21 protein-coding genes are annotated in these 24,726 nt (G+C 68.2%); 11 read left to right on the top strand and 10 right to left on the bottom strand.

The genetic code is table 11. From position 1 onward, the window contains the following. Positions 1-53 precede the first annotated feature (53 nt). From QMK31_RS04950 to QMK31_RS04930, 5 genes are all read right to left on the bottom strand, one after another. Positions 54-1,337, bottom strand: coding sequence for an O-antigen ligase family protein (locus QMK31_RS04950; protein ID WP_283499855.1), 1,284 nt, complete (start codon positions 1,335-1,337; stop codon positions 54-56). Positions 1,338-1,360: 23 nt separating this feature from the next. Then, entirely contained in the window at positions 1,361-2,794 is a 1,434-nt protein-coding gene (locus QMK31_RS04945) for an O-antigen ligase family protein (protein ID WP_283499854.1), read from the bottom strand. A 108-nt stretch (positions 2,795-2,902) separates the two neighbouring features. Then, positions 2,903-3,340: an SRPBCC family protein gene (locus QMK31_RS04940; protein ID WP_283499853.1), complete on the bottom strand. Its 438-nt coding sequence runs from the start codon at positions 3,338-3,340 to the stop codon at positions 2,903-2,905. Between the two features lie 218 nt (positions 3,341-3,558). Then, on the bottom strand, positions 3,559-5,025 hold the full coding sequence (locus QMK31_RS04935; RefSeq protein ID WP_283499852.1) for a phytoene desaturase family protein: 1,467 nt from the start codon (positions 5,023-5,025) through the stop codon (positions 3,559-3,561). 377 nt (positions 5,026-5,402) lie between these two features. Further along, entirely contained in the window at positions 5,403-6,581 is a 1,179-nt protein-coding gene (locus tag QMK31_RS04930) for an acyl-CoA dehydrogenase family protein (RefSeq protein WP_283499851.1), read from the bottom strand. A 109-nt stretch (positions 6,582-6,690) separates the two neighbouring features. Here QMK31_RS04930 and manA point away from each other — a divergent pair, with 109 nt between their 5' ends. Then, positions 6,691-7,983: a mannose-6-phosphate isomerase, class I gene (manA, locus tag QMK31_RS04925; protein ID WP_283499850.1), complete on the top strand. Its 1,293-nt coding sequence runs from the start codon at positions 6,691-6,693 to the stop codon at positions 7,981-7,983. Positions 7,984-8,078: 95 nt separating this feature from the next. Here the strand turns inward: manA and QMK31_RS04920 are convergent, their stop codons facing one another. After that, complete coding sequence (locus tag QMK31_RS04920) at positions 8,079-9,035, bottom strand: GlxA family transcriptional regulator (protein WP_283499849.1); 957 nt, start codon at positions 9,033-9,035, stop codon at positions 8,079-8,081. 92 nt (positions 9,036-9,127) lie between these two features. On the opposite strand from QMK31_RS04920, the gene QMK31_RS04915 reads away from it, so the two are divergent. The 7 genes from QMK31_RS04915 (at position 9,128) to QMK31_RS04885 (ending at position 17,992) form a co-directional block, all read left to right on the top strand. Then, positions 9,128-9,268 (top strand): hypothetical protein, encoded by a 141-nt coding sequence (locus QMK31_RS04915; protein ID WP_283499848.1) that lies wholly within the window; start codon positions 9,128-9,130, stop codon positions 9,266-9,268. Between the two features lie 46 nt (positions 9,269-9,314). Beyond that, positions 9,315-10,280, top strand: coding sequence for a UDP-glucose 4-epimerase GalE (gene galE / locus QMK31_RS04910; RefSeq protein ID WP_283499847.1), 966 nt, complete (start codon positions 9,315-9,317; stop codon positions 10,278-10,280). A 217-nt stretch (positions 10,281-10,497) separates the two neighbouring features. After that, a complete protein-coding gene (locus QMK31_RS04905; RefSeq protein ID WP_283499846.1) occupies positions 10,498-10,815 on the top strand; it encodes a WhiB family transcriptional regulator in 318 nt (105 codons plus the stop codon). A gap of 219 nt (positions 10,816-11,034) precedes the next feature. Beyond that, the gene (locus tag QMK31_RS04900) at positions 11,035-14,049 is read left to right on the top strand and encodes a glycosyltransferase family 2 protein (RefSeq protein ID WP_283499845.1); all 3,015 of its coding nucleotides are present in this window, start codon (positions 11,035-11,037) and stop codon (positions 14,047-14,049) included. Further along, positions 14,039-15,496 (top strand): DUF5719 family protein, encoded by a 1,458-nt coding sequence (locus QMK31_RS04895; protein WP_283499844.1) that lies wholly within the window; start codon positions 14,039-14,041, stop codon positions 15,494-15,496. The genes QMK31_RS04900 and QMK31_RS04895 overlap by 11 nt, the downstream gene beginning before the upstream one ends. Before the next feature lie 191 nt (positions 15,497-15,687). Beyond that, the gene (locus QMK31_RS04890; RefSeq protein ID WP_349361543.1) at positions 15,688-16,605 is read left to right on the top strand and encodes an MTAP family purine nucleoside phosphorylase; all 918 of its coding nucleotides are present in this window, start codon (positions 15,688-15,690) and stop codon (positions 16,603-16,605) included. 109 nt (positions 16,606-16,714) lie between these two features. Continuing rightward, positions 16,715-17,992, top strand: a complete 1,278-nt coding sequence (locus QMK31_RS04885) for an NAD-dependent epimerase/dehydratase family protein (protein ID WP_283499843.1) — start codon at positions 16,715-16,717, stop codon at positions 17,990-17,992. A gap of 152 nt (positions 17,993-18,144) precedes the next feature. Here QMK31_RS04885 and QMK31_RS04880 read toward each other — a convergent pair whose 3' ends face one another. Beyond that, positions 18,145-19,284, bottom strand: a complete 1,140-nt coding sequence (locus QMK31_RS04880; RefSeq protein WP_283499842.1) for a sensor histidine kinase — start codon at positions 19,282-19,284, stop codon at positions 18,145-18,147. Positions 19,285-19,438: 154 nt separating this feature from the next. Continuing rightward, positions 19,439-20,197, bottom strand: coding sequence for a response regulator transcription factor (locus tag QMK31_RS04875; RefSeq protein WP_283499841.1), 759 nt, complete (start codon positions 20,195-20,197; stop codon positions 19,439-19,441). 250 nt (positions 20,198-20,447) lie between these two features. Here QMK31_RS04875 and QMK31_RS04870 point away from each other — a divergent pair, with 250 nt between their 5' ends. Genes QMK31_RS04870 through QMK31_RS04860 form a run of 3 tightly spaced genes read left to right on the top strand, consistent with a single transcriptional unit; the run spans position 20,448 to position 22,752 of the window. Then, positions 20,448-21,128: a glycosyltransferase family 2 protein gene (locus QMK31_RS04870; protein WP_349361542.1), complete on the top strand. Its 681-nt coding sequence runs from the start codon at positions 20,448-20,450 to the stop codon at positions 21,126-21,128. Continuing rightward, positions 21,125-21,913 (top strand): TIGR04282 family arsenosugar biosynthesis glycosyltransferase, encoded by a 789-nt coding sequence (locus QMK31_RS04865; RefSeq protein ID WP_283499840.1) that lies wholly within the window; start codon positions 21,125-21,127, stop codon positions 21,911-21,913. The genes QMK31_RS04870 and QMK31_RS04865 overlap by 4 nt, the downstream gene beginning before the upstream one ends. Continuing rightward, positions 21,910-22,752: a methyltransferase domain-containing protein gene (locus tag QMK31_RS04860; protein ID WP_283499839.1), complete on the top strand. Its 843-nt coding sequence runs from the start codon at positions 21,910-21,912 to the stop codon at positions 22,750-22,752. The genes QMK31_RS04865 and QMK31_RS04860 overlap by 4 nt, the downstream gene beginning before the upstream one ends. 148 nt (positions 22,753-22,900) lie before the next feature. Here the strand turns inward: QMK31_RS04860 and QMK31_RS04855 are convergent, their stop codons facing one another. Together QMK31_RS04855 and QMK31_RS04850 are read right to left on the bottom strand one after the other, a co-directional pair. Next, positions 22,901-23,458 carry a hypothetical protein gene (locus tag QMK31_RS04855; protein WP_283499838.1) on the bottom strand — a complete coding sequence of 186 codons (558 nt, stop codon included), beginning with the start codon at positions 23,456-23,458 and terminating at the stop codon, positions 22,901-22,903. After that, a complete protein-coding gene (locus QMK31_RS04850; RefSeq protein ID WP_283499837.1) occupies positions 23,455-24,714 on the bottom strand; it encodes a molybdopterin-dependent oxidoreductase in 1,260 nt (419 codons plus the stop codon). Before QMK31_RS04850 ends, QMK31_RS04855 begins: the two co-directional genes overlap by 4 nt. Positions 24,715-24,726 lie beyond the last annotated feature (12 nt).

Here is a 24,726-nt window from a genome sequence, read left to right as displayed (position 1 = left end):
CCCGCGGGGTGCGGAGTTTCGAAAAGAGGCCGGAGTCGAGCAGTGGGCAAAGACTACGAACCGACGGGGTCGGGCTTGTGAGGCAGGGCGCTTCGCCAGCTCAAGCTCTGCGCGGCCTTCACCGAACAGATCACCAGCAGCAGCCAGCCGAACTCGAACAGAATCGTGCTCTCCGCCGCGCTCGTCACCAGCAGGGTCACCAGAATGAGCGGCGCCCAGACGTAGACCAGCGAGCGCTTGTTCGAAGCGAGCAGCCAGGACCGCACGAGGGCCAGCAGCACGAGGGCGAGAAAGGCGAGAAAGCCGATCAGTCCAACCTGAAAGTACACGTCGAGGTAGGCGTTGAGACCGGTGGCGTGAGCGCGCCCGGTGGTGAACTCAAGCCAGCCGTAGGGGGTCACGTCCTGCGGCCAGAATCCGGCCCAGCCCCACCCCTCGAGCGGATGCAGCTTCACCAGCCGCCACATCTCGCTCCAGAGGGAATAGCGGGCTTCGAACTCGCTTCCGGCGTTCAGGGCGCCGATGATGGTGGTGCGGCCGAGCCAGGCCGCGCCGGCCGCGACGAGAGCTGCCGCCACCAGGCCGAGCTGGGCTCGCCAGCGACTGTCAACGGGCGCACGGCGCAAGCGATAGAGGGCCAGCCCGGCGACGATCACGCAGAGGGCGACGACCACGATGACCGGCGAGCGGGTGAGCACGAGGCAGATGCCGGCCAGCCACATCGAGCCGAGGCCCAGGCCGCGCGGAATAGACCTCGCACGCAGTTCGACGTAAAAGGTGACAGCGGCGATCAGGGCGATGAGCCCGAAGACGTTGCGCGAGCCGAACACGCCCTGGATGGGGCCGAGCTGATCGATATCGCCGACCACACCGAGAAAAGCGATGGGCAGGTCGAGCAGCAGCCCCGAGAGCACTTCGAGCACGATGGAGAGGCCGAGCAACACCCGCAGCACGTCGCCGATGGCGCGCACCACCTGGAAGGTGTCGCGTACCAGGGCAACGTAGATGGCAAGGAACCCCACGGTGATCTGGTAGCTGACGCCGATGATGGTCTCGGTGACGTAACCGCTCCACACGCCGGACAGCGCGCACCAGGCCACGAACGCGATGATCGAGATGGGCAGCAGGCCGTGCCATTCCACAATCGGGCGGCGGGCCAGCAGCGAGAGTACGGCGAGCACGACGAGGCCGCCGAGAATGCCGATGAGGCCGGGCCAGCCCATGACGCTGCGCAGCAGGTGGGTGCTGAAGGCGGTGGCCAGAATGGCGAGCGTGAGCGCTGACGCGAATTTTGGCGACGCGAGCACGCGGCGAAGGGCGTCGTGCAGGGAGGGCATCCTCTAATTTACCGCGCCGCAACTCACGGCATCGGCCGGGGCGCGTGTTGCTGACGTTTCGTGACGACGGCGAGCACGATGAGAATCACCCAGCCACTCTCGATCAGCAGGCGGCTTTCGGCCACGCTCTGTGCGATCAGCGCGGCGAGCAGCAGCAGCGGCAGCAGCGCCGAGACGGCGAACGGTTCGGTGTCTTTCACGCCGAGCCGCGGGCGGTCCACGGCGAGAAACCAGGCCCGCCACAGGGTGGAGAACACCAGCGCCGCGAACAAAATAACGCCGACGATGCCCAGCTGCAGCCACACATCCAGCCAGGCATTGTGCGCCTGCAGGTAGGTGACGCCCTTACGTACGGCCAGATCGTTGAACGGTTCCACCCACGGCACCCAGTAGCTCACCCAGCCCCAGCCGAACACCGGGCGTTCCAAGGCCAGCTGGGTGACGCTGGCCCAAATGTCGAAGCGACCGGTGAGGTCGTCGCTGCGGCCGAGCAGCCCGAACAGTTGCGACGAAAACAGCGCGAGGGCTGCCGCAACTGCCAAAACGGATGCCCCCGCCACGACATACAACGGCCGCCGGTGCTCATCGTGCACTCTGCGCGCCCAGAGCGCAAAGAGCAGGGCGGCGACGACGGCGACGAGCGAGACGGTGACAGTAGCGGAGCGGGTGAGCAGCAGCATCCCGACGGCGAGGCCGAGCCAGACCAGGCCGGCGTTGCGCCTGACGGTGTGCGCTTTCAACTGCACGATGAAGACGATGATGGCTATTGACGCGACGAATCCGAGCAGGTTGCGGTTGGCGACGATGCCCTCGATCGGGCCGCCGTCAAGCAGCAGGCCGCGCGACCAGTAGAAGGCATTTGGAACCTTGCTCGTGCCGTAGTCCACGAAGAAGGGCAACACGGGGTTCTGGATGACGACGGCCACGAACAGTTCGAACACGAGGCTGAGCGCGAGCACCCAGCGCAGGGCGCCGGCCAAAGTGCGCAGCAGCTCCGGCCAGGTGAGGGTCACGGCCAGAAACAGGGCGGCAAGGGTGGTGATGAGCTGCAGGGTGATTCCCAGAGCGGATGCCCCCGGGTAATACGACCACGCGATCGACAGGGTGGCCAGCAGCAGGAACGCGGTGATGGTCTTCGGAAATTTGCGCCAGTTCAGGGGTGGGGCGAGGGCTGCCTGGTAGGTGCGGCCGCGGGCGATGTCGCGATCGGTGGGGGTATCGTCGGGTGTTTGCACGGGGCCAGAGCCCGCTGCGACCAGGGCGAGAGCGGTGGCCCGGTTGCGGGCGTTGGTGCGCTGGGTGTTCAGGCCGATGATGCTGCCGACGACCACGATCACCGCGATGGCGCCGAAGCCCCACCAACCGCCGAGGTTGCGCCAGAACTGGCCGGCCAAAACGGTGAACCAGACGAAGGTCGCGAAGAGTCGAATGACGAGGCGGCTCTGCACGGCGGACATACTCCTCAGATTACCGGTGTTGTCGAGCGTGCCGGTGTCAGTCGAGGGCGGGTAAATGGTTGCTTCGGGGTAGCTGGCGCAGCGCGGTGCCCGCTTTCGTGAACCCGGCTAGGTGGCGTTGCCCTCGGCCAAATAGGCCAACCGGCGCAGGGTTTCGGCGTTGCGGCAGCCGATGGCCAGATCGCTCAGGGGAGTGGGAATCAGGCGGGCGGGGCCGGCTACGACGTCTTCGGTGATGCGCACGAGGCATCCGCTGTCGCGATCTTGAATGTCGATCGACACGTGCGCCTCACCGATCGGCCAGCCGCGGGCCTTGAGCATGGCGTGGCGGGGTGCCTGCCATTCAAGCACGAACGTGGTGTCGTCGAGCAGGGCCGGCCAGATTCCCACCGAGTGGTGGATGCGGCTGCCGACAGCGGGCCAGCTGTCGTCGACATCGCGCATGCGGCTCGCGCCGACCACCCAGGTGGGGTAGAGCCATCCGTTGTCGAGCACCGCGAAGACCTGTTCGGCGGTGCAGGCGAATGCTCGATAGTTCACGGCCATGGAAACTCCTTGGGATGCGGTTTCAGCGAGCGGATGCGGTTTCAGCGAGCGTTGCGGTGGGCCGGCTGCTCGACTTCGGGCCGGCCCGTGCGCGTAATCTCGGAGTACTTCGCGACATACCGCTCAAAGCAGCGCGAAATCACGGCGTGTTGCGAAAAACTCCGAGGCAACGTACCACTCGCTTGCGCACGGCGCCGCGTTTGCGCCCCGAACGAGAGCTAGAGCTTCGGGGGAGAAAGATCCGGGGGTGTCTCGATGTGAAATTCGTGGGCCAGGGCGCTGAGCGCAGCGCGATAGCCGCACATGCCGTGCACACCGGGGCCGGGCGAGGTTGACGACGAGCACAGGTAGACGCCCTTGAGCGGCGTGCGCCAGGGATCGCCGGAGAGCACCGGGCGCCGGGCGAGTTGCAGCAGGCTGATGGCACCGGCCGCGATATCCCCGCCGATGTGGTTGGGGTTGTTCTGCTGCATCTGCGCAGCGGTCTGGCTGGCCGAGGCGAGGATCGTGTCGCGAAAGCCCGGAGCGAAGCGTTCAATCTGCCGGGTGATCTGCTCGGTCTGATCACGGCTCGACCCGGCGGGAACGTGCGTATACGCCCAGAGAACGTGCTGGCCTTCGGGGGCGCGGGTTTCATCGAGAATGCTCGGCTGGGCGGCGAGTACGTAGGGGGAGTCGGAGTGCCGCCCGTGGGCGACCGCGTTTTCGGCACGAGCCTGGTCGGCGCGGGTGCCTCCCACGTGCAGGGTCGGCGCTCGCCGCAGATCTTTCGCCGTCCACGGCACCGGTTCGGAGAGTGCGAAGTCCACCTTGGCGACAGCATTGCCGTAGCGAAACCGCCCCAGCGCTGTCGCGTAGCGAGCGGGAAGCGCGCCCTCGGCCAGTTCGAGCAGGGCCCGCGGCGTCACGTCGAGCAGCACGATGCTGGCGAGCGGCAGCTGCGTGAGGCTGGTGATGTCGGCATCCGTTACGATTTCTCCACCGTGTGCGAGCAGGTCGTCAGCGAGGGCCGCCGCGATGGCGCCGCTTCCCCCGACCGGAATGGGCCAGCCGCCGGCGTGCGCGTGCGCGGCGAGGGTGAGTCCGGCACCGGCCGTCGACGGGCTCGGCAGCCTGCCGATCGAGTGGGCGAACGTGCCGGTCAGCAGCGCCGGTGCTATTTCGCCGGTAAATCGCCAGTTCCAGGCGGGGCTGCCCTGCTCGAGGGTGCGCAGCCCGAACCGGGTCAGCGTGAGCGGATGCTGCGGCACCCGCAGCAGCGCATCCCCGGTGAGTTCGGCCACGTCTGTGATGTTGTCAACGAGCGGCGCGAGTAACCGCAGCCACGCCGGACCATCCCTGCCGAGGCCGGCGGCGGTGCGCTCAATGTCGTGCCAGGCCACGCCGGCGCGGCCGCCGGGCAGCGGATGCCCATAGGAGATCTCGGGCACTTTCAGTTCGATGCGGTCTTTGAGGCCGAATTTTTGAAAGAACTCGGAGGCGAGCGCGAGCGGATGCACGGCGGATCCCACGTCGTGGTGAAACCCGGGCAGGGTCAGCTCGGCGGTCGCCGCTCCGCCGCCGATGACCGGGTTGCGCTCGTAGACCCGCACCCTCAGGCCGGCCCGGGCGAGAGTGACGGCGGCGGCGAGCCCGTTCGGGCCGGATCCGACGACGACGGCGTCGAGCCCCTGATCGGTCGTCACTCGGTGACCGGGCTTCGCTGGTGTGATCTCATTCCGACACCGTAGCCCGGCGTGGGGCGGTCGCACAGTCCGCGGGCGGTTTGGGGCGGCGGTATTTCGGGGGCGTGGGCATCCGCTTTTGCAGCTCTACTCGAGGTGGCGTTCAAAACTGCGGAGATACTCCCGAGAATGCGTGAAATTTCGCTGGAGTGACCCGGTGTGTGCGAAATCTCCGCACTTGTGAACGGCACTACGGGTAAAGACTGCGCGAGCGGCGGCGCGGGTAACCGTTTGGGCACCTCAATGTGCGGCACGCCGCCGCAGATGCCCCAAACGACGTGTCGCAAATCTCACCGGCATCTCCTGCAGCCCCGGCCCGAGCTGCGGCCGGCCACGGGTTAGACGAAGGCGGCCTGGCCGGTGATCGTGCGGCCCACGATGAGGGTGTTCATCTCCTGGGTGCCCTCGTAGGAATAGATGGCCTCGGCATCGGCGAAATGCCGGGCCACGTTGTATTCGAGCGTGACGCCGTTGCCGCCGAACATTTCGCGGCACCAGGCCACGCTCTCGCGCATGCGGCTGGTCGTGTAGGCCTTGGTCAGCGCGGAATGCTCGTCGCGTTGCACGCCCTCATCTTGCAGCTGCGACACCCGCACGACCATGCCGAGGCTCGCGGTGATGTTGCCGAGGCTTTTCACCAGCAGGTCCTGCACCAGCTGGTGCCCGCCGATGGCTTTGCCGAACTGCTCGCGCTGCTTCGAATAGGCCACGGCCGCATCGTAGGCACCGATGGCGTTGCCGACCGCCGCCCACGACACTTCGGCACGGGTGGCCCGCAGCACCTTGGCGGTGTCCTTGAACGAGTTGGCGTTCTGCAGGCGCAGGCTTTCGGGCACCACCACGTCGGTCAGCGTGATGTCGGCGTTCTGCACCGTGCGCAGGCTGATCTTGCCCTCGATCTTGGTGGCGCTGTAGCCGGCGGTGTCGGTGGGAACGATGAAGCCCTTCACCTGGTTGTCGGCGGTGTCCTTGGCCCAAATGATGGTCACGTCGCTGAAGGTGGCGTTGCCGATCCAGCGCTTTGCGCCGTTCAGGGTCCAGCTGTCGCCGCTGCGGGTGGCAGTCGTGCGCAGGCCCTGCGCGGCGTCGGAGCCGCTCAACGGCTCGGTGAGCCCGAAGGCTCCCACGATCTCGCCCGAAGCGAGCCGCGGAATCCATTCGGCGCGCTGCTCGGCGGAGCCGCAGGCCGCGATCGAACCGGCCGACAGCCCGTTCTGCACACCGACGAACGTGGCAACGGATGCGTCCACGCGCGCCAGTTCCAGCGCCACGAATCCGCGGAACACGGCCGAATTCGCGAACGGTTTGGTCTCGTCCCAGCCGAAGGAGTACATGCCGAGCTCCGCGAGCGGCTTGATGATCTGGGCGGGAAATTCGGCGCGGTCCCAGCATCCGTTCGCGATGGGCCGCACCTCGGCCTCGAGGTAGGCGCGCAGCTTCAGGATGGCCGTTTGCTCGGGCGGGGTGAGCAGGTTTTCGTAGCCGAAGAAGTCGCTGCCGAGTAGTTCAAAGGTCATGGATGCTCCGTTGCAAGAAGGTCAGGGATGGCGGCCAGCCTAGGGTCGTCGGCGGAGCACCCGAATTCGGTTGGTAGTTTGGTCTAAACACTTTGACTAGGAGCCGAAAATGTTTGTGGGCATCGCCAACACGCCGCGCAATTATGCCTGGGGGTCGACGCATGCCATTGCCGACCTGCTCGGACGCACGCCGTCGGGCGGACCCGAAGCCGAACTGTGGCTGGGCGCCCACGCCGGGTCGCCGTCGGTGATCGAGGATCCGTCGCTGGTGGGCGGGTTTTCGACCCTCGCCGAGTGGATTGCGGCGGCACCCGAGGCGGCGCTCGGTGCCGACTGGGCGACCCGAGAAGCGGATGCCGGTGGCGCAGCCCCACGCCTGCCGTTTCTACTCAAACTCCTGGCCGCCGGCCGCCCGCTGTCGCTGCAGGCGCACCCGACGACCGAGCAGGCCCGCGCCGGATTCGAGCTCGAAAACGAGGCCGGCATCGCCGTCGACGCCGGCAACCGCAACTACCGCGACCCGTTCCACAAGCCCGAACTGATCTTTGCGCTGAGCGATACCTTCGAAGCGCTCTGCGGGTTCCGCCCGCTGGGCGAGGTGCGCGGAATCATCGCCGAGTTGCGGCTGCTCGATCTCGCGACCGAAAAACCGCAGGCTGCCGTGCTCGACCTGTTTGAGAACCACCTCGCCCGCGGGCTGCCCGACACCGTCGACTGGCTGCTGCGCGACGGTCGCGGGGGCGACTCCGGCGAGGTGGAATGGTTGGTGGAACGGGTCGTGGCGCTCGCCGACCACGCCGAGTTTCTGGCCGAGGGAGGAGCCGCCATCGGGTATGCCCGCGAGCTCGAGACGGTTCGCGCCCTGGCCGCCGAATACCCTGGTGATCCGGGAATCGTGCTGGCCCTGCTGTTGAACCGCATCTCCCTCAAGCGCGGCGAGGCGAAGTATCTGCCGGCCGGCAACATCCACGCGTATCTGTCGGGGCTCGGTGTTGAACTCATGGCCGCCTCCGACAACGTGGTGCGCGGAGGGCTGACGCCCAAGCACGTCGACATCGACGAACTGCTCGCCGTGCTCGACTTCACTCCGCAACACGCACCGTACCTCGCGCCGGTCGTGGGTGCGCCCGGGGTGTCGCTGTATCGACCGGGGGTGACCGAGTTCGAGCTCGTTCACATCGAAGCGGATGCCGACGCGGCGCCCGAGATGCCCGTCACGATGCGACAGATCACCCTCACCGGCCCGGCCATCGCCATCTGCACGGCCGGCGGGTTTCTCGTGGCCGGGGCGACCTCGTCGCGGGCTTTGAAGCGCGGGCAGTCGGTCTACGTCACGCCCGATGAGGGCACGCTGACCTTCGCGGGCACCGGTGAGGTTTTTCTCGCGACGACGGGCGCGTAGCGCGGGGCTTGCCGCTTGGATTTGCCTCTTCCGTTGGTCGAGCTTGTCGAGACCTCCATCGGTGCGGCGCGAGCGATTGTGGGGACGTGGGGCGGCTAGCTGGCCTTGCGGGGGCCGAACGCCCGGCGGTACGCGGTCGGCGTGGTCTGCAGCACCTGCAGAAAGTGGTGCCGCATCACGGCGGCCCCACCGAAACCGGTGTCAGCGGCGATCTCCTCGAGGCTGCGCGAGGAGTCCTCGAGCAGTTCCTGCGCGCGCAGCAGCCGCTGCCGATTGAGCCAGCGGGTGGGCGTGGTGCCGAGCTCGGCGCGAAACCGGCGGGCGAAGGTGCGCGGCGACATCAGCGACTTGCGGGCGAGCAGGTCGACCGGCAGCTCCTGGTCGAGGTGGCGCAGCATCCATTCGGTGACGGCGGCAAAGGATTCGTCCTGGCAATCCACGACCGGGGCCTCGATGTACTGCGACTGGCCGCCGTCGCGCTGCGGCGGCACGACCATGCGGCGGGCGATCACATTGGCGGCGGTGACGCCGAGCTCGGTGCGCACGATGTGCAGCGCGGCGTCGATGCCGGCAGCGGTGCCGGCCCCGGTGACGACGTGGTTGTCATCGACGAACAGAACGTCGGGGTCGACGGTCGTGTTCGGAAACAACCGGGCCAGGGTGTCGGTGTACATCCAGTGGGTGGTGCTGCGGCGACCGTCGAGGATGCCGGCGTGGGCGAGCACGAACGCGCCGCTGCAGACGCTCAGTACCCAGGCGCCGCGGGCCTCAGCGTCGCGCACGACCTGCAGCACGCGCGGGTCGATCGGCTCACCGGACTCGTAGCCGGGAATGGCGATGAGGTCGGCGTCGGCGGCGGCCGACAGGTCGTCGTGCACGACGATATCGAAGCCGATCTTGGTGCGGATCGGGCCGGGATTGGCGGCGACGACGTGAAAGTCGAAGGCCGGCCCGCCCTGGGCGCTGCGGTCGATGCCGAACACCTCGCAGATGACGCCGAATTCGAACGGCGCCAGACCGGGGAGGGTGACACAGACGATTTTCTGAAGCACGGGCATCCTCTTTTCAACCTTGGCAGGAATCTGTCGAACGGTGTCAATTCTGCCACTCGCGGCAGAAAAGCACAATACATAGAGTTTCTGCCATGTTCATCTTTATGTTTCTTCTCACAGTCCTCGCGGTCGCCGGTATTGTTGCCTCGATCCGCTCCACCCGACGCGACGGTTACCGCCGTCAGCCCACCAGTGTCACGCACGACTATGACGCCCTGATCCGCTGGCGCTAGCCTGTAGCGGTGGCACACCGAGTGCCGCGTGAACGAGCGGGGCGTTATGGCGTGGTTGGTTACCGGCGGAGCGGGCTATATCGGCTCCCATGTGGTGCGGGCCTTTCAGGCCGAGGGCCTCGACGTGGTCGTGCTCGATGACCTCTCGAGCGGCCACGAGTCGTTCGTGCCGGCCGACGTTCCCTTCATTCGGGCGAACGTACTCGACGGCGGCACGCTGCTGCACGCGTTCCACGAGCATGACGTGCACGGCGTCGTGCACGTGGCGGGCTTCAAATATGCCGGCGTCTCGGTGCAACGCCCGCTGCACACCTACGAGCAGAACGTGACCGCCACGGCCACCCTGCTCGCCGCCATGAACTCCGCCGCGATCGACCGCATCGTCTTCTCGTCGAGCGCCGCCGTCTACGGCACACCGCGCACCGACCTCGTCACCGAAGAGACGCCGAAGAGCCCGGAGTCGCCCTACGGAGAATCCAAGCTGATCGGCGAATGGCTGCTGCGTGACCAGGGCGTCGCGACCGGGTTGCGCCACACGTCTCTGCGCTACTTCAACGTCGTCGGCTCCGGCGACCTGGCCCTGAGCGACACGAGCCCGCACAACCTCTTTCCGCTCGTGTTCGCCGCGCTGCTGGACGGTCGCACGCCGCGCATTAATGGCGACGACTATGCCACCCCCGACGGCACCTGCGTGCGCGACTACGTTCACGTCGCCGACCTGGCGCTCTCGCACGTCGCCGCGGCCCGCCGCCTCGACGCCGCCGAGCCGATCGAAGCGGTCTATAACCTCGGCAGCGGCGACGGCGTCTCGGTGGGCGAGATCATGGCCACCGTGCGCCGGGTCACCGGTATCGATTTCACCCCCGAGATCGGGCCGCGCCGCGCCGGTGACCCGGATCGCATCGTGGCTTCGGGGGCGCTCGCGGCCCGCGATCTGCGCTGGAGCATGCGCCACACCCTCGAGCAGATGGTGCAGAGCGCCTGGAATTCCTCCCGCGCCGCCGCAAACTGAGCGCGCGACACGCCGTCGCCAGCGACGATCGTGCTACGTTCGCAATGTTGCCACGCACACCGCGTACCCCCCAAATGCCCGATTTGGATGCCGTCGGCGAGTCGCAACCCTCCAGCCCCTATTGAGGGTTTACGATCTGCGACTTGACGTTAGCGAATTACACCGGTGTAATTAGGTACAGCACCATTCGGTGCGTGAGCGAGCGCTGGGAGACGATATGGCTACACCTGACTATCGTTCCGGAGTACCAGAGGACTGGTTCGTAGACCCCGTCACCCTCGGTGTTCCGGGAGTACGACAAGATCTTGGCGACGAAAACCTTCTCGCCTGGCAAGCCGACTCGCTCTGCGCGCAGACCGACCCCGAGGCATTCTTCCCCGAAAAGGGCGGCTCCACTCGCGACGCCAAGAAGATTTGCTCCGGCTGCGAGGTGCGCAGTCAGTGCCTCGAATACGCGCTCGGCAACGACGAGCGGTTCGGCATCTGGGGCGGCCTCTCCGAGCGCGAGCGCCGCAAACTGCGTAAGCGCGCCTAACTGCGGGCGCGGGCGTGAGCGCAGGCTGCGTCTGCGCTCGATGCCCTTGGGCCCGTCCATCGCGGAGCTCCTCTAAGCGGATGCCTGTTACAGCCACGCTTTACCCGGGGCTGCCTCGCGAGCGGGTGCCACGGCATCCGCTTATTGCCGGGCCAATATTGGGGGCGCGCCCTCGCAGTTCAGGGCCCCCGGCCGATACCGACCTAGGCTGGTGCTGTTATGCAACCGAGAGTCACCGCCATCCTTGTCGCCCGAAACGGCGCGAAACACCTTGAGCGAACTCTCAAGGCGCTGTCGCTGCAGACCCGTAAACCCGACATTGTCATCACCGTGGACTGCGGCTCGAGCGATGCGACCGCCAAGATGCTCGCCGCATTCGGGCCGACGCAGTTCATCGCCGCCGACGCCGACCTGAATTTCGGGCAGGCGATCACCGCCGCCGTGCGCGTGACCACACCGCCCACGCACGATCGCGAGCTGCTCTGGCTGCTCGCTCAGGACAGCGCGCCGGAGCCGAACGCCCTGGAGGCCCTCCTCGACGCACTCGAGATCGCGCCCTCGGTCGCCGTCGCCGGGCCGAAGGTGATGGAGTGGATCGCCGGCGAATACATCCACGACTTCGGTGAATCGATGACGCCGAGCGGCACCACCGTCACCCTGGTCGAAAGTGAACTCGACCAGGGCCAGCACGACGGCCTGAGCGACGTGCTCGCCGTCGGCGCCGGCGGCATGCTCGTGCGCCACACCGTCTGGGAACAGCTCGGCGGGTTCGACCCGGCCTTGCCGACCGTCGACGATTCCCTCGACTTCTGCGTGCGCGTACGCCTGGCCGGCTATCGCGTGTCGGTGGTTCCGGCCGCCCGCGTCGCTTCGGCCGGTGACGGTGTCGCCGGACCGAACCAGTCGTCCCGGGGGCGGCTGCGTCGCCGGCGGGTGCGCGCCGAACGTTCAGCGCAACTGCACCGCCGCCTGGTCTACGCGCCGGCCGGCGCCCTGGTCTTCCACTGGCTGTCGCTGCTGCCGCTCGCCTTTGTGCGCTCGATCGGCCAGCTGCTGCGCAAGGAACCCGGCGCCATCGTCGGCGAATTCTCGGCCGCGTTCGGCGCAGCCTTCAACGGCATGCGCGTCGGCAACGCCCGCCGCTCGCTCGCCAAGACCCGCACGCTTGGTTGGGATGCCATCTCCACCCTGCGGGTTCCCTCGGCGGAAGTGCGCCGACGCCATTCGCTCAAACGGGAGGCGAGCCTGTTCGGCCTGCACGGCGAACGCTCCGAGATTCGTTTTTTCTCCGGCGGCGGTGCCTGGACCATGCTCGCCGCGGCCGTCGTGGGCGTAATCATGATGGTGCCGCTGCTCGGCGCCGACACCCTCACCGGCGGCGGGCTGCTGCCGCTGTCGCCGAGCCTGCCCGATTTGTGGGCGAACGTCGGCTACGGCTGGCGCGATCTGGGACTCGGCTTCGTCGGCGCTGCCGATCCCTTCGCCGCGGTCGTCGCCGTACTCGGCTCGATCGCGTTCTGGTCGCCGTCGTTCGCGCTCGTGCTGGTCTACGCGCTCGCCTTCCCGCTCGCCGCCGTCGGCGCATGGATGGCGGCGACCCGCCTGACCGACCGCGGCAGCCTGCGCGCCCTGGCCGCTGCGCTCTGGGTGCTCGCCCCGACCTTTCTGATCGCCCTCGCCGACGGACGCCCGGCCGCAATTATGGTGCACCTGCTGCTGCCGTGGCTGTTCTTCGCCTGGTTCGCGGCCGCCCGCACCTGGTCAGCGTCGGCATCCGCTGCCCTGCTGTTCGCGGCGGTCGTCGCCTGCGCGCCGTCGCTGGCCCCCGCCCTGCTCCTGGTCTGGGCGCTCAGCGTGGCCCTGGCCGGCCGCCGCGTGATGCGTTTCGTCGGCATTCCGCTGCCGGCGTTCGCTCTCGCGCTGCCGCTCATCGTCGACCAGGGGCTGCGCGGCAGCTGGCTGAACCTCGTCGCCGACCCGGGCCTGCCCGTGCCGAGCGGCCAGGCGCCCACCCTGCAACTGCTGCTCGGGCTGCCAGGCACCGACGGTTGGGCCGCTGTGCTCGACCGATTCGGGGCCTCTGGCCTCGACCCGCAGCTGTTCGTGCCTCTTCTGCTCGCGCCGCTCGCCGCGCTCGCCCTGCTGGCGCTGCTGCTGCCCGGGGCGCGCCTGGCCAGCGGCGCCTGGCTCGTCGCGCTGCTCGGCTTCGGCACCGCTCTCGCTGCCAACCAGCTCGTACTCGCCTCGATCGGCGCCGAACCGGTGCGCGTCTGGACCGGCAGCGGTCTCAGCCTGTATTGGCTCGGCCTGGTCGGCGCCCTCGTCATTGGCCTGCGTTCCCTGCACCGCTTCGCGTCGACGCCCGGCGTGGTCGCCGCCCTCGCCCTCGCCGTGGTTGTGCTGCCGCTCGTCGCTTCGCTGCACCTCGGCACCGCAGCCGTGCGGGAGGGCACCGGGCAGACCCAGCCGGCTTTCGTCGCCGCCGAGGCGCAGATTGACCCCCGGGTCGGCACGCTGCAACTCGTTCCACAGGCCGACGGTGGCCTGCTGGCCACGATCGAGCGCGGCGTGGGCGCCACCCTGAATCAGCAGTCCACCCTCGACAGCACTGACCAGACTCTCAGCGCCCGCGAGAAGGCGCTCGCAAAGCTCGCCGGCAACCTGGCCTCACGCAGCGGGCTGGACACCAGCGCGGATCTGGCCGAGTTCGGCATCCGCTTTATCGTGCTGCAGCCCGCCGGCGCCAGCGTCGACGCCGCCGACACGGCGCTGCGCACCGAGACCGCCCTCGACGGCAATGCCGCGCTCGCCCCGGTTGGCGACACCGAGTTTGGCCGGCTGTGGCAGTTCGGCGAAACGGATGCTGCCGCCTCCACCCCGATACCGGCTCGCGCCGGCGGCGCCTTCGGTTTTGTGACCCTGCTGATGGCCCTCGCCGTGGTGGGCAGCGCCGTGCTGCTGTCGCTGCCGATCGGTGCCGGACGCGAAGCCGTGCGTCAGGCCAACCGCGACGCGATTCGCCGGGCGGCCCGGGCCAACGCCAAGCAGAAGCCGAAGCGTGCGCGGCGGGTGAAGGTTGTTTCCGACCTCGATGCCGACCTGGAGGTGCCGCTCGGCACCGACCTCGAAGCCGACCTCGCCATCGACCGGGAGACCGGCGTTGGCACCGGGCTGGAATCGGACGACGGCTTTGATGATGCCGCCGATCCAGTGGAGGACGACAATGCCCGATAAAAGTCAACTCGCCCGCATTGGCGGCCGGGCCGGTCGCGGGGTGCTCGGCCTCGTCGGCATCGCCGTCGTCATCGCAACGCTCGGTGCGGCCACCCTGGTGACGCTGCCGACCCTGGAACGCGACCCGCAATCGAGTGAGATCGAGCCGCTGCCGAGCGAGCAGCAGCGGGTCTGCCCCGGGCCCCTGCTGACCCTGGCCGAGGACTCGACCCAGGCGCAGGCCGCGTCGAGCGTGGGGGCGGCATCCGCTGTGTATGGCGCGGTCTCGGGCAGCTCACTCGAGCAGATTCGGCCTCAGGTGACCGAGATAACGGCGGTCGACGATTCGAACAGCCGGCAGCCGCCGCTGCTGCTGACCGTGCCCGTGCAGGAGGGCTCGGTGCTGCCGCCGCTCGTGGCTGGCAGCCAGTCGCAGGTCGCCGCGACCGACACCATCGGCGGACTCGCCGTCGCCGCTTGCGCCGAAGCGGTCAGCGACAGCTGGATCGTCGGCGGCTCCACCGACATTGGGCGCACGAGCCTGCTGTTGCTGAGCAACCCGACCACCGTGCTGGCGACGGTGAACGTGACGGTCTCCGGCGAGAGCGGTCTCGTCGACGCACCGGGCGCCACCGGCATCCTGGTGCAGCCGGGGGAGCAGCGGGTCATCTCGCTCGCCGGGCTCGCCCCGAACGTGAAATCGCCCGTGCTGCACGTTCAGTCGCGCGGCGGGCAGGTGGCGGCGTCGCTCGAGCAGAGCAGTATTCGCGGCATCGAACCGGGCGGGGTCGAGATCGTCGGCACCACGGCGATCCCCGCCACCAACCAGATCATTGCCGGGGTGCGCGTCATGACGGCCGTCTCGGAGGGGACGGAGACCACGGGCGAGGGCTTCAACGCCGACACCCCGTCGGTTCGGGTTTTCGTGCCGGGGTCGGTCGCGGCGACCGTGCAGATCGGCGTGACGAGCGCCGATGGAACCGCCGAGGGCACCTCAACGCAGGTGGAGGTGGAGCCCGGGATCGCCACGGAAATTCCGCTGGCGCCGCTAGTCGTGGGTAGTTACTCGGTGCAGCTGCGCTCCGACGAGCCGATCGTCGCGGCCGCCCGCACGGCCACCGACAGCGCCGGCGGCAAGGACTTCGGCTGGTTCTCGGCCTCGGCGCCGCTCGAAGGATCGTTTGCGGTCGCCGTGGCCGCCGGCCCGTCACCGACCCTGCACCTCCGCAATAGCGGGGCAGCGGATGCCTCCCTCACCCTCACGCCCTCCGCCGGAACACCGATCGACCTCGAGGTGGATGCGGGGGCCAGCGCCACGGTGCCGCTCGCTAATGGAGCGGTTTACGTTGTCAGCGGTGGTTCAGAACTCTGGGCGCTCGTGGACTACTCCGGGGACGGGGTACTGTCGTCGTTCGCGCTGAACCCGCCCGGCCCGCTGGCTTCGTCGATCCGGGTCTACACGCACTAGCTCCCCCTCAACCCCGGACGGGGCCCGGGCCCCGTCCGGGGGCCCAGTTTATAACCTGGGCCCGGGGACGGGGCCTGGGCCCCGTCCAAGTGGGGGCGGTGCGGCGGGGGCATCCGGTCGCCGGCGTCCGCGGGTACGCAGGTTTCGATGGCACACTGAATACTCGACCTGTAACGTGCTGGGAGCCGCTTGTGACGCTTGACCCGACTGCCTCGACGGTTGACCCCGTCGCTAATGCCTTGGTCGACCCGACCGCACGGGCTGACATCGCCGTGATCGGCGGATCCGGCCTCTACGAACTCATCGATCCTTCCGGAGCGGTGACGCACCAGGTTCCGACCCCCTACGGGACGGCCCCGGTCACGATCGGCCTGCGCGCCGGTCGCCGCGTCGCGTTCCTACCCCGCCACGGCAGCGGCCACAGCGTTGCCCCGCACCTGATCAACTACCGCGCCAATATCTGGGCGCTCGCCTCGATCGGCGTGCGCGCGATCATCTCCTCGTCGGCCGTCGGGGGAGTGACGCCGGAGTATCCGCCGGGCCTGCTCGTGGTCACCGACCAGTTCATCGACCGCACAAGCGGCCGCCCCGACACCTTCTACGACCGCGAGTCGGTTCAGCACCTTTCCGCCGCCGACCCGTTCGATCCGCTCCTGCGCGCTTACGCCGTGCGCGCCCTCGCCGATCTCGGAGAGAACTTTGCGCCAACCGGAACCGTCGTCGTCATTCAGGGGCCCAGGTTTTCGACCAGGGCCGAGTCGGTCTGGTTCCAGTCGATCGGTGCGCACATCGTCAATATGACCGCTTATCCCGAAATCGTGCTGGCCGGCGAGCTCAACATGGGCACCGTCAACCTCTCGTTCGTGACCGACGCCGACGCCGGGCTGGCGCCGCAACCGGGCGAGGCAACGCGCGAAACGGATGCCGTCACCGCGTCAGCCGTGTTCCGTCGCCTCCGCGACGCCCAGCCGCGCATCCTGGCCGCGATCGACGGGATCCTGCGTGCCCTCCCGACGGACTTCGCCCCGCGCGACCTCATCGACCCGGCCCAGGTCGACTCCGTGCTCGGGCGTCCCGTGTGTTCTGACCCGATCGAGGAGTCGGCGTGATGACCGGTCACACGTTCCCCCGCCCCGGAAACCTGACGATTGCCGGGAAACTGCCGGCTGCTCCTGTCGAGGGCGCAGGCCGCGCCGGCAACTTTGAGCGGAACCTGTTATGACCGGCGAACTCCTCTTGGTCACCGGGGGCGCCGGTTTCATCGGATCCGCCATCGTCGATGCCGCCCTCGCCCGCGGCTACCGCGTGCGCGTGCTCGACTCGCTGCGCGCCGACGTGCACGGCACCGCGCCGGAGCCCGAAGCCGGGTCCGGGCCAGGGGCCAAACCGGTTCCGGGCGTGAGCCCGGGAACCGGGCCCACGCTCCGGGCCCGGAACGTGCTGCCGGCGGGCCTCGACTCGCGCGTGGACTTCGTGCACGGCGATGTCACCGACCCGGCCACGGTCGCTCGCGCGCTGGAAGGCATCGACGTGGTGTGCCACCAGGCCGCCAAGGTGGGACTGGGTGTCGACTTCGCCGACGCCCCCGACTACGTGCACAGCAACGAGGTGGGAACCGCGGTGCTGCTGGCCGCGATGGCCGAGCGGGGCATCCGGCGCCTGGTTTTGGCGTCATCCATGGTTGTCTACGGTGAGGGCAGCTACCGCGGCCCGAACGGATTCACCCGGCCCGGCCCGCGCCTTGCGAGCGACCTCGACGCGGGACGCTTCGACCCCCTCGACCCCGTCACCGGGCGGCCGCTCGAACCCGTTCTGGTGAGCGAAACCGATCCACTCGACCCACGCAACGTCTACGCGAGCAGCAAGCTCGGTCAGGAATATCTCGCCACCGCCTGGGCCCGCTCGACCGGCGGGCGCGTCGCCGCCCTGCGCTACCACAACGTGTACGGCCCCGGCATGCCGCAGAACACCCCGTATGCGGGAGTCGCGTCACTGTTTCGATCGGCGATTGAACGCGGCGAAGCCCCGCGCGTCTACGAAGACGGCCGACAGCGCCGCGATTTCGTGCACGTACGCGACGTGGCCGCGGCCAATATCGCCGCGCTGGAATTCACCGCGTTCGACTGGGTCTCGCCATCGGCCACCGCACCCGTCGAAACGGATGCTACTCCCGCCACCGCTGCAGCGGTCCCTCCCGAGCCCGTTGGCGCGGCCCCGTCAATGCCGCAAAGCGTTCATTCCGATTCTGGAATATTCCGTCCGTTCAACGTCGGCAGCGGAATCGTGCACAGCATCGGCGACATGGCGACGGCCCTCGCTGCAGCGGGCGGCCTGGCTCCGATCGTGACCGGGCAGTATCGCCTCGGCGACGTGCGGCACATCACCGCGTCCTCGGAGCGTCTGCGCCGCGAACTCGGCTGGTGCGCCCAGGTCACGTTTGACGACGGGATGCGCGAGTTCGCCACCTCGCCCCTACGGGCCGCGGTGCGTCCCTGACTCGTCCCGGTCCTGTCCCGGTCATTTTCGGTGGCGCAGTCAGGAAATTCGGGTGGACTTCAGGGGGCGGCCGGGTGTATCCGGACTTGCGGGGGGCTCCCGCACGAGGATTTGCTGAACGCGCCACGGCGGAGGGCCGAGCCCGCCACCCATCATCCCAGCGGATGCTGCGGCAGCAGCAACTCAAACCGGCATCCGTCCCCCACATTGGTCACGGTCACCTGCCCAGCGTGAGCCCGCACAATTCCGTCGACGATCGCGAGTCCCAACCCGGCGCCGCCGCTCTGACCCGCGCCGGACGCGGTGCGCGGCTCGCTCGCCCGCCATCCGGCCTCGAACACCCGGCCAAGGTCCTGCTCGGGAATGCCCCCGGCCGCATCGACGACCGAGATCACGGCGCGGCCATCGTCGTGCCGGGTGACCGAGACCACGATGGCGCTCCCGGCCGGGGAATGCTGAATGGCGTTCATGACGAGGTTGCCGACCGCGCGGGCGAGTTCGCGGGCATCCGCTTGAAGGGTGAGGCCGCGTTCACCCTCGAAGCGCAGGTCGAGCGATTTGGCGAGCGCCACTGGCGCGAGGTCGGCGACGGTATCGCTGATCAGGTCGTAGAGGGCTACCCGTTCGAAGTTGAGTTGCAGCGCACCCGCGTGAATCTTGGACAGCTCGAACAGGTCATCGACCATGCCGCTGAGCCGGTCGACCTGCCCGCGAATCTGCACGTGGTACCGTTTCGGGTCGGGCGCCATGCCATCTTCGAGAGCCTCGGCCATGGCCCGAATACCGGCCAGGGGCGTGCGCAGGTCGTGTGAGATCCACGCCACGATTTCGCGTCGCGCTGTGTCGATGCGTTCCTCCCTCTCACGGGATTCTGTCAGCCGGTCGGCCGTCGCGGCCAGTTCCCCGGCCAGCGAAGCGAACTCCGTGCTGGTATGCCGCTCCGGGGAGATCACCGATTCGCCGCGACCGATGCTCGCCGCCGCGGCCCGAAAATAGCGGTTGTCACGCACCAGGGATCGTCCCAGCACCGACGCCATCACGAGCGAGACGATTCCGGCGACGACGGCGACCGAATAGAACACGGTCAGGTCGTGCGCCGACAGGTACATGAGCGACGCCACCGCCGCGGTACCGCTGACCACCGACGCCACGGTAGCGAAAGCGACGACGATGAGCTGTGTCACGAGCGATCCCCGAGACAGCAGGCGCAGCGCGAGCAATCCCAGCGCGCCCACGACGAGCGCGCAGCCGAGGGCGATGCCGGCCACGGTCGCGAAGACGCCCGCGGTCATCGTGCGTCACCCCGTGTCAAACGGATGCCGCCCCGCGCGCCAGCCCAGCCCGCGCGCGGTCTGGTCGGAGGTGTGATGGACTGTGGCGAACTGTCCGGGGGCCCCGCCAGAATGCGAGCGGCGCTGATGCCGCGCGCACTCATGCCGCGCGCACTCATGCCGCGCCACTCGATGCTGGCCCGAGCGGCACCGGATCGAAGCGGTAGCCGACCCCCCAGACAGTGTTCACGAGCAACGGATGCGCCGGGTCGATCTCGATTTTCTCCCGCAAACGCCGCACGTGCACCGTCACTGTAGAGAGATCGCCGAATTCCCAACCCCAGACCGAGCGGAGCAGTTCTTCGCGGGTGAGCACCTTCGACGGCCGCCAGATCAGGAAGGCGAGCAGGTCGAACTCCCGACTCGTCAGCACAAGCGGCTTGCCGCGCAGCCGAATTTCATGCGCGGCGAGGTTGAGCGAGAACTCGCCGGCGTCAAGGATTCCCTCGGGAATCGATTCGGTGCTGCTGCGCCGCAGCACCGACTGCACCCGCAACACGAGTTCCCGCGGCGAGAACGGTTTCACCAGATAGTCGTCGGCGCCCGCCTCGAGCCCTTCGATGCGGTGCTCCTCCTCGCCGAGGGCGGTCAGCATGATCACCGGCAGCGCGCCCCAGTTCACGCGAATGCGCCGGCAGACCTCGATGCCATCCAGTAGCGGAAGCATACAGTCGAGTACCACGAGGTCGGGCTGCACCGTTTCGGCCTGGCGCAGACCGGCGAGCCCGTCGACGGCTTCATCGACGACGAATCCGGCGGCGCGCAGGTACTGCCCAACCACCTCGGACACCATGGGGTCGTCCTCGATTACGAGAACGCGGCGGCTGGCGAGGGCATCCGCTCGGGGCGGCGCAAAATATTGGGAGGGGGACACCCCCTCAGACTAGGCGGGCGGCCTTGGTTCCGCGCGGAAGTGCGCACCGTTCTGCCGTGAGCACAGGTCCCTCATCGGCAAAATACTTCCGGGCACGGCCGGAAGGTGGGCCCATGATCAAAACTGGCCCCGCTTCCCGAAGCCGGGGCCGGTGGTGGGTAAGCTCTCTCACACCAAAGACCCAGAAGACTTCAGCGGTTCGTAAGCTCTTTCGTCTCGAAGGCCCAGACCCCCCGCTTAGGCTCGGATCATGATGAACATTCGGGTCGACGTGGTGTTGCCCTGCCTGAACGAGGCGCAGGCACTGCCGTGGATTCTCGAACGCCTGCCCGCCGGCTATGGTGCGATCGTGGTCGACAACGGGTCGACCGACGGATCCGCCGACGTCGCGCGCATGCTCGGCGCGCAGGTCGTGCACGAAAGCCGGCGCGGGTTCGGCGCCGCAGCCCACGCCGGGCTCCTCGCCGCGACCGCCCCGATCGTGGCGTTCTGCGACGCCGATGCCTCGATGGACCCCCGCGATCTGCCTCTGGTGGTCGACCCGATCAGTGCCGATGAGGCCGATCTCGTGCTCGGACGTCGCCGCCCGACCACCCCCAACGCGTGGCCACCGCATGCCCGCTTAGCAAATACCTATCTTTCTTGGCAACTGCGCCGAATAACAGGTGTGAACATTCATGATCTCGGTCCCATGCGAGCGGCCCGCCGCGACCACCTTCTCGCCCTCGATCTGCACGACCGCCGCAGCGGGTATCCGCTCGAGATGTTTCTCGGAGCGGCCGCGGCCGACTGGCGCATCCTCGAAGTCGATACCGGCTACGCGCCGCGGGTCGGTCGCAGCAAGGTAACCGGAACCGTGCGCGGCACCCTCACCGCGATCAAGGACATGTCCACGCTGCTCGCTGCCAACCCGCGGGGAGACCGCTCATGACCGCGATCGTCGTCATCGCCAAGGAGTGCCTGCCCGGCAAAGTCAAGACCCGCCTGCACCCGCCGCTCTCGCTCGAGCAGGCAGCCGAGCTCGCCGCTGCCAGCCTCGCCGACACCCTCACGGTCGCGTCACGGCTGCCCGCCACCCGCCACATCCTGGCGTTCGACGGCGTGACGCCACCACCCGAGGCCTCCGGTTGGGAGATTCTGCCGCAGACCGGCGGCGCACTCGACGAACGCCTCGCCGCCATCTTCGACCACCTCAATGAGCCGACCCTGCTGCTCGGTATGGACACCCCGCAGGTCAGCGCGGAGTTGCTCGCGCCCGTCTTCTCCGGCTGGGGTGACGAAACGGATGCCTGGTTCGGCCCCGCAAACGACGGCGGTTTCTGGGCCCTCGGCCTGAAAAACCCGACCGGTGCCCTGCTTCGCGGCATCCCGATGAGCCGCCCCGACACCGGAGCGCACCAGCTGCGACGCCTCGAGCGGGCCGGCCTCACCGTCGGTCTGCTGCCCTCGCTCACCGACATCGACACCATAACGGATGCCCACGCTGTCGCCTCGATCGCTCCCGACTCGCGCTTCGGCCGTGCTTTCGAGGCGGTGCAGGCATCCGCTCGGCGCGGCGACGTCGACCTGCACCCGGTCGACCTGCACGCTGTTCACCCGCGCGCTGCCGACCTGGACGCTGTTCACCCGCGCGCTGCCGACCTGGACGCTGTTCACCCGCGCGCTGCCGACTTGAGCAGCGCTGACCTTCTCGCCCTGATCGGGGAACGCTCGTGACCCTGGTCTCGCCGATCCTGCGTGCGCAGGGGGCGGACTGGACGGCCGGCGACGAAACCGCCGACGCTGACCGATTCACGCCAGCGCTCATCGGCCAGCCGGCCGACTGGGTGACCGATGACGCTATCGAAGGTGTCGACGGCACGACCGCAGAGCTGTTTAGGCGCCCGACCACGTTCGGCGCCGGCGGATCCGAACCCTACGCGCAGGCGTTGCAGAGCGACGATAACGTGCTGTACCTGCACGGCAATCGCGCCGATGCCGATCCAGGCACCCCCGCACGCGTGTCGACCATGCACGCCGCACGCTGGAGTGCCGGTGCCGATGCGACTGATCGGTCCTTGCTGACCGGCGTCGCCGGACCCGTGCTCGACATTGGCTGCGGACCGGGTCGCATGATCCAGGCCGCGATCGACGTAGGACTCGACGCCCTCGGCGTCGACGTCTCGCCGACCGCTGTGCGGATCGCGGTCGCGGCCGGACTCGCGGTGCTGCACCGCTCGGTGTTCGACTACATTCCGCATGTGGGCTCCTGGGCGACCCTGTTGCTCGTCGATGGCAACATCGGCATCGGCGGCGATCCCGACGCCCTGCTCGATCGCTGCGCGGAGCTGCTCGCCGCCGACGGTGTGCTCGTTGTCGAGGTGCATCGCGACCCAGAGCACGACCTCGCCTACGAGGGCACCCTGCACGACGCCGCCGGACACACGAGCGACGCCTTTCCCTGGGCGGAGATCGGGGTTAGCGCCCTGCGCCGCCGAGCAGCCCGGTTCGGACTCTTTCAGGACGCCGAATGGACCCGTGGCGGCCGCTCCTTCGCCCGTCTAGCCCGCGCCTGACTCCTTGCCCGCACCGCTCCGCTCGCGCCGGCACTGCTCCCGCCTGCACTGCTCCCGCTTGCACTGCCGGACGGGGCCCGGGCCCCGTCCATGGGCCCAGTCTATAAACTGGGCCCGAGGCCACAAGGTGGGCCCGGAGCCCCGAAAGTTACCGACCGGAATCATCCGGTAGTGCCGGGACCGGCTGCCGCCAGCGCAGGAATGCCCCGACCGACAGCCCCACAGTGACCAGAGCCAGAACGAGCCAGAAAATACCCAAATTCAGTGCGTAGTCCAGCGGTAACACCGTCGGATTGGCCGGTGCGAAGTTCTTCGCCACGATCGTCGGCACCGCTACGAGCGACACGATCGACCCCACAACGATGCCGCTTTGCACGATCGCAATGACCGTTCCGGTCGCCCGGCGACCCACCCGCCGCAGCGCGAAACCCAGCGCGAACACGATCGGAGCCAGAATCGCATCGTGCAACACGATCGCCGCCCCGACCCACAGCGCGACCCCGGGAATGCGGGTCAGCCGCACCGAATCGAACATCACAAACGCGCCCCAGGCGAGCAGCAGCACACCGATAGCTACCAGCACCAGGCGGATGCTGCGCATCCGTCGGCTGGTCGATGCCGTTATTCCGGCCGGCGGTGGGTTCAGCCCGGAAATTCCAACGCCACTGGCCCTGGCGCCGGTCGTGTTCGCATCCGCTCGCGTCATTGGATCGCCTCGATTCGGCTCAGCCATTTGGTTTGGAGCACGCCGGGTCGTCCGGGCGCGATCATGCGCGCCGGATACCCGTGCTCAAGGTCGAGGGTTTCGCCGTTGAGTTCGAGCGCTACCAGGGTGAGCGGATCGCGCACGTATTCGCGGCCCATCTGGGTTTTACTGAAGCTGCCGCGTTCCTCGAGACTGATTAGGCGAAACGAGGTCTCCGGGTCGGCGTTCATCAGGTCGGCGAGGTCCCGCAGCCGTACCCCGCGCCAGGAAGCCATCTGGCTCCAGCCCTCCACGCAGGCGATCGGCAACCGCACCTCGGTTTGCGGCAGCGCGAGCAGCTCGGCCCGGGTGAATGAACGTTCGGTGCCGGCGACCGCGAGGGTGAGGGTCCAGGCCGACGCCATCGCGGCATCCGCTACCTGTGCCTGCTCGCTCGTGCGGTTCACCGGAACGCCCTGCTGTCCGACCCCCTTCTTGCGCGGACCGAACAGGTTGACCGCGTTCAGCGGCGTGAAGGTCTGCCCGGCGGTTAGGCCAACGACCGCTGTAGTCGCCACGCCAACCGTCGTGAGAAAGCCGCGGCGACTGACGCTGCTGGCAACTCGCGGCGTCGCATCGATGTAGTCGAGCACGCGCCCGGTCACCCCGCCCGGCCGCGTCGTACCCCAGAGCCGCACGGCTTCGGCGTTGGAAGCCCGGTCGTTCGACACGGCGTCGACGAGGTGGTCATCGTCTGAAGAAGACGATTTGTTCCAGTGCCGTGTGATCGCGGGCAGCTTCACCCCGATGTGGATGACGAGTAGCCCGATCAGTACCCAGCCGAGCGCGAAGTGCACCTGCCGAAAGGGAAACGGCCACGGATACCACTGATAGGTGTTGAGCAGTCCGATCGTTATCTGCACGAGGGAGGCACCCACAAAGAGGGCGATCGAGGCACGCTCGAGAAAATGAACCAGTCCGCGCACTGGCGGATACGCGAACAGGTTGGGAAAAACGATGTACAGCTTGGCCAGCAGCAGCGGAAAACAGGCGATGCCGGCCACGATATGCGTGCCTTGGGTGACCTGGTAGAGAAACTCGGGCCGGGTCGCGAAGCGCATCCAGTCCAGTGGTTCCTGCAGAAAATGGCTGTACAGGCCGGTGCCAAAGCAGATCAAAAAGGCGGCGCCGAGCAGCCGACCGATCACGGTCGCCATCCGCGGATTGCGCACCGGCGACGCCAGCGCTCGCTGGGCTTCGTACATCAATCGCCGCATACGTCTATTGCA

The sequence above is a fragment of the Cryobacterium sp. PH31-O1 genome (genome assembly GCF_030063455.1).
Lineage (GTDB): Bacteria > Actinomycetota > Actinomycetes > Actinomycetales > Microbacteriaceae > Cryobacterium.
The sequence above is the reverse complement of the archived record's forward strand: the minus strand, read 5'-3'. Positions and strand labels throughout refer to the sequence as shown.

Bases quoted from the DNA above. Each gene is read 5' to 3' on its own strand.
- QMK31_RS04930 (WP_283499851.1), bottom strand. From the start codon at position 6,581: ATGACCTTTGAACTACTCGGCAGCGACTTCTTCGGCTACGAAAACCTG.
- QMK31_RS04895 (WP_283499844.1), top strand. From the start codon at position 14,039: ATGCCCGATAAAAGTCAACTCGCCCGCATTGGCGGCCGGGCCGGTCGC.
- QMK31_RS04855 (WP_283499838.1), bottom strand. From the start codon at position 23,458: ATGACGCGAGCGGATGCGAACACGACCGGCGCCAGGGCCAGTGGCGTT.
- QMK31_RS04885 (WP_283499843.1), top strand. From the start codon at position 16,715: ATGACCGGCGAACTCCTCTTGGTCACCGGGGGCGCCGGTTTCATCGGA.
- QMK31_RS04945 (WP_283499854.1), bottom strand. From the start codon at position 2,794: ATGTCCGCCGTGCAGAGCCGCCTCGTCATTCGACTCTTCGCGACCTTC.
- QMK31_RS04900 (WP_283499845.1), top strand. From the start codon at position 11,035: ATGCAACCGAGAGTCACCGCCATCCTTGTCGCCCGAAACGGCGCGAAA.
- QMK31_RS04880 (WP_283499842.1), bottom strand. From the start codon at position 19,284: ATGACCGCGGGCGTCTTCGCGACCGTGGCCGGCATCGCCCTCGGCTGC.
- QMK31_RS04865 (WP_283499840.1), top strand. From the start codon at position 21,125: ATGACCGCGATCGTCGTCATCGCCAAGGAGTGCCTGCCCGGCAAAGTC.
- galE (WP_283499847.1), top strand. From the start codon at position 9,315: ATGGCGTGGTTGGTTACCGGCGGAGCGGGCTATATCGGCTCCCATGTG.
- QMK31_RS04940 (WP_283499853.1), bottom strand. From the start codon at position 3,340: ATGGCCGTGAACTATCGAGCATTCGCCTGCACCGCCGAACAGGTCTTC.
- QMK31_RS04915 (WP_283499848.1), top strand. From the start codon at position 9,128: ATGTTCATCTTTATGTTTCTTCTCACAGTCCTCGCGGTCGCCGGTATT.
- QMK31_RS04870 (WP_349361542.1), top strand. From the start codon at position 20,448: ATGATGAACATTCGGGTCGACGTGGTGTTGCCCTGCCTGAACGAGGCG.
- manA (WP_283499850.1), top strand. From the start codon at position 6,691: ATGTTTGTGGGCATCGCCAACACGCCGCGCAATTATGCCTGGGGGTCG.
- QMK31_RS04905 (WP_283499846.1), top strand. From the start codon at position 10,498: ATGGCTACACCTGACTATCGTTCCGGAGTACCAGAGGACTGGTTCGTA.
- QMK31_RS04850 (WP_283499837.1), bottom strand. From the start codon at position 24,714: ATGCGGCGATTGATGTACGAAGCCCAGCGAGCGCTGGCGTCGCCGGTG.
- QMK31_RS04950 (WP_283499855.1), bottom strand. From the start codon at position 1,337: ATGCCCTCCCTGCACGACGCCCTTCGCCGCGTGCTCGCGTCGCCAAAA.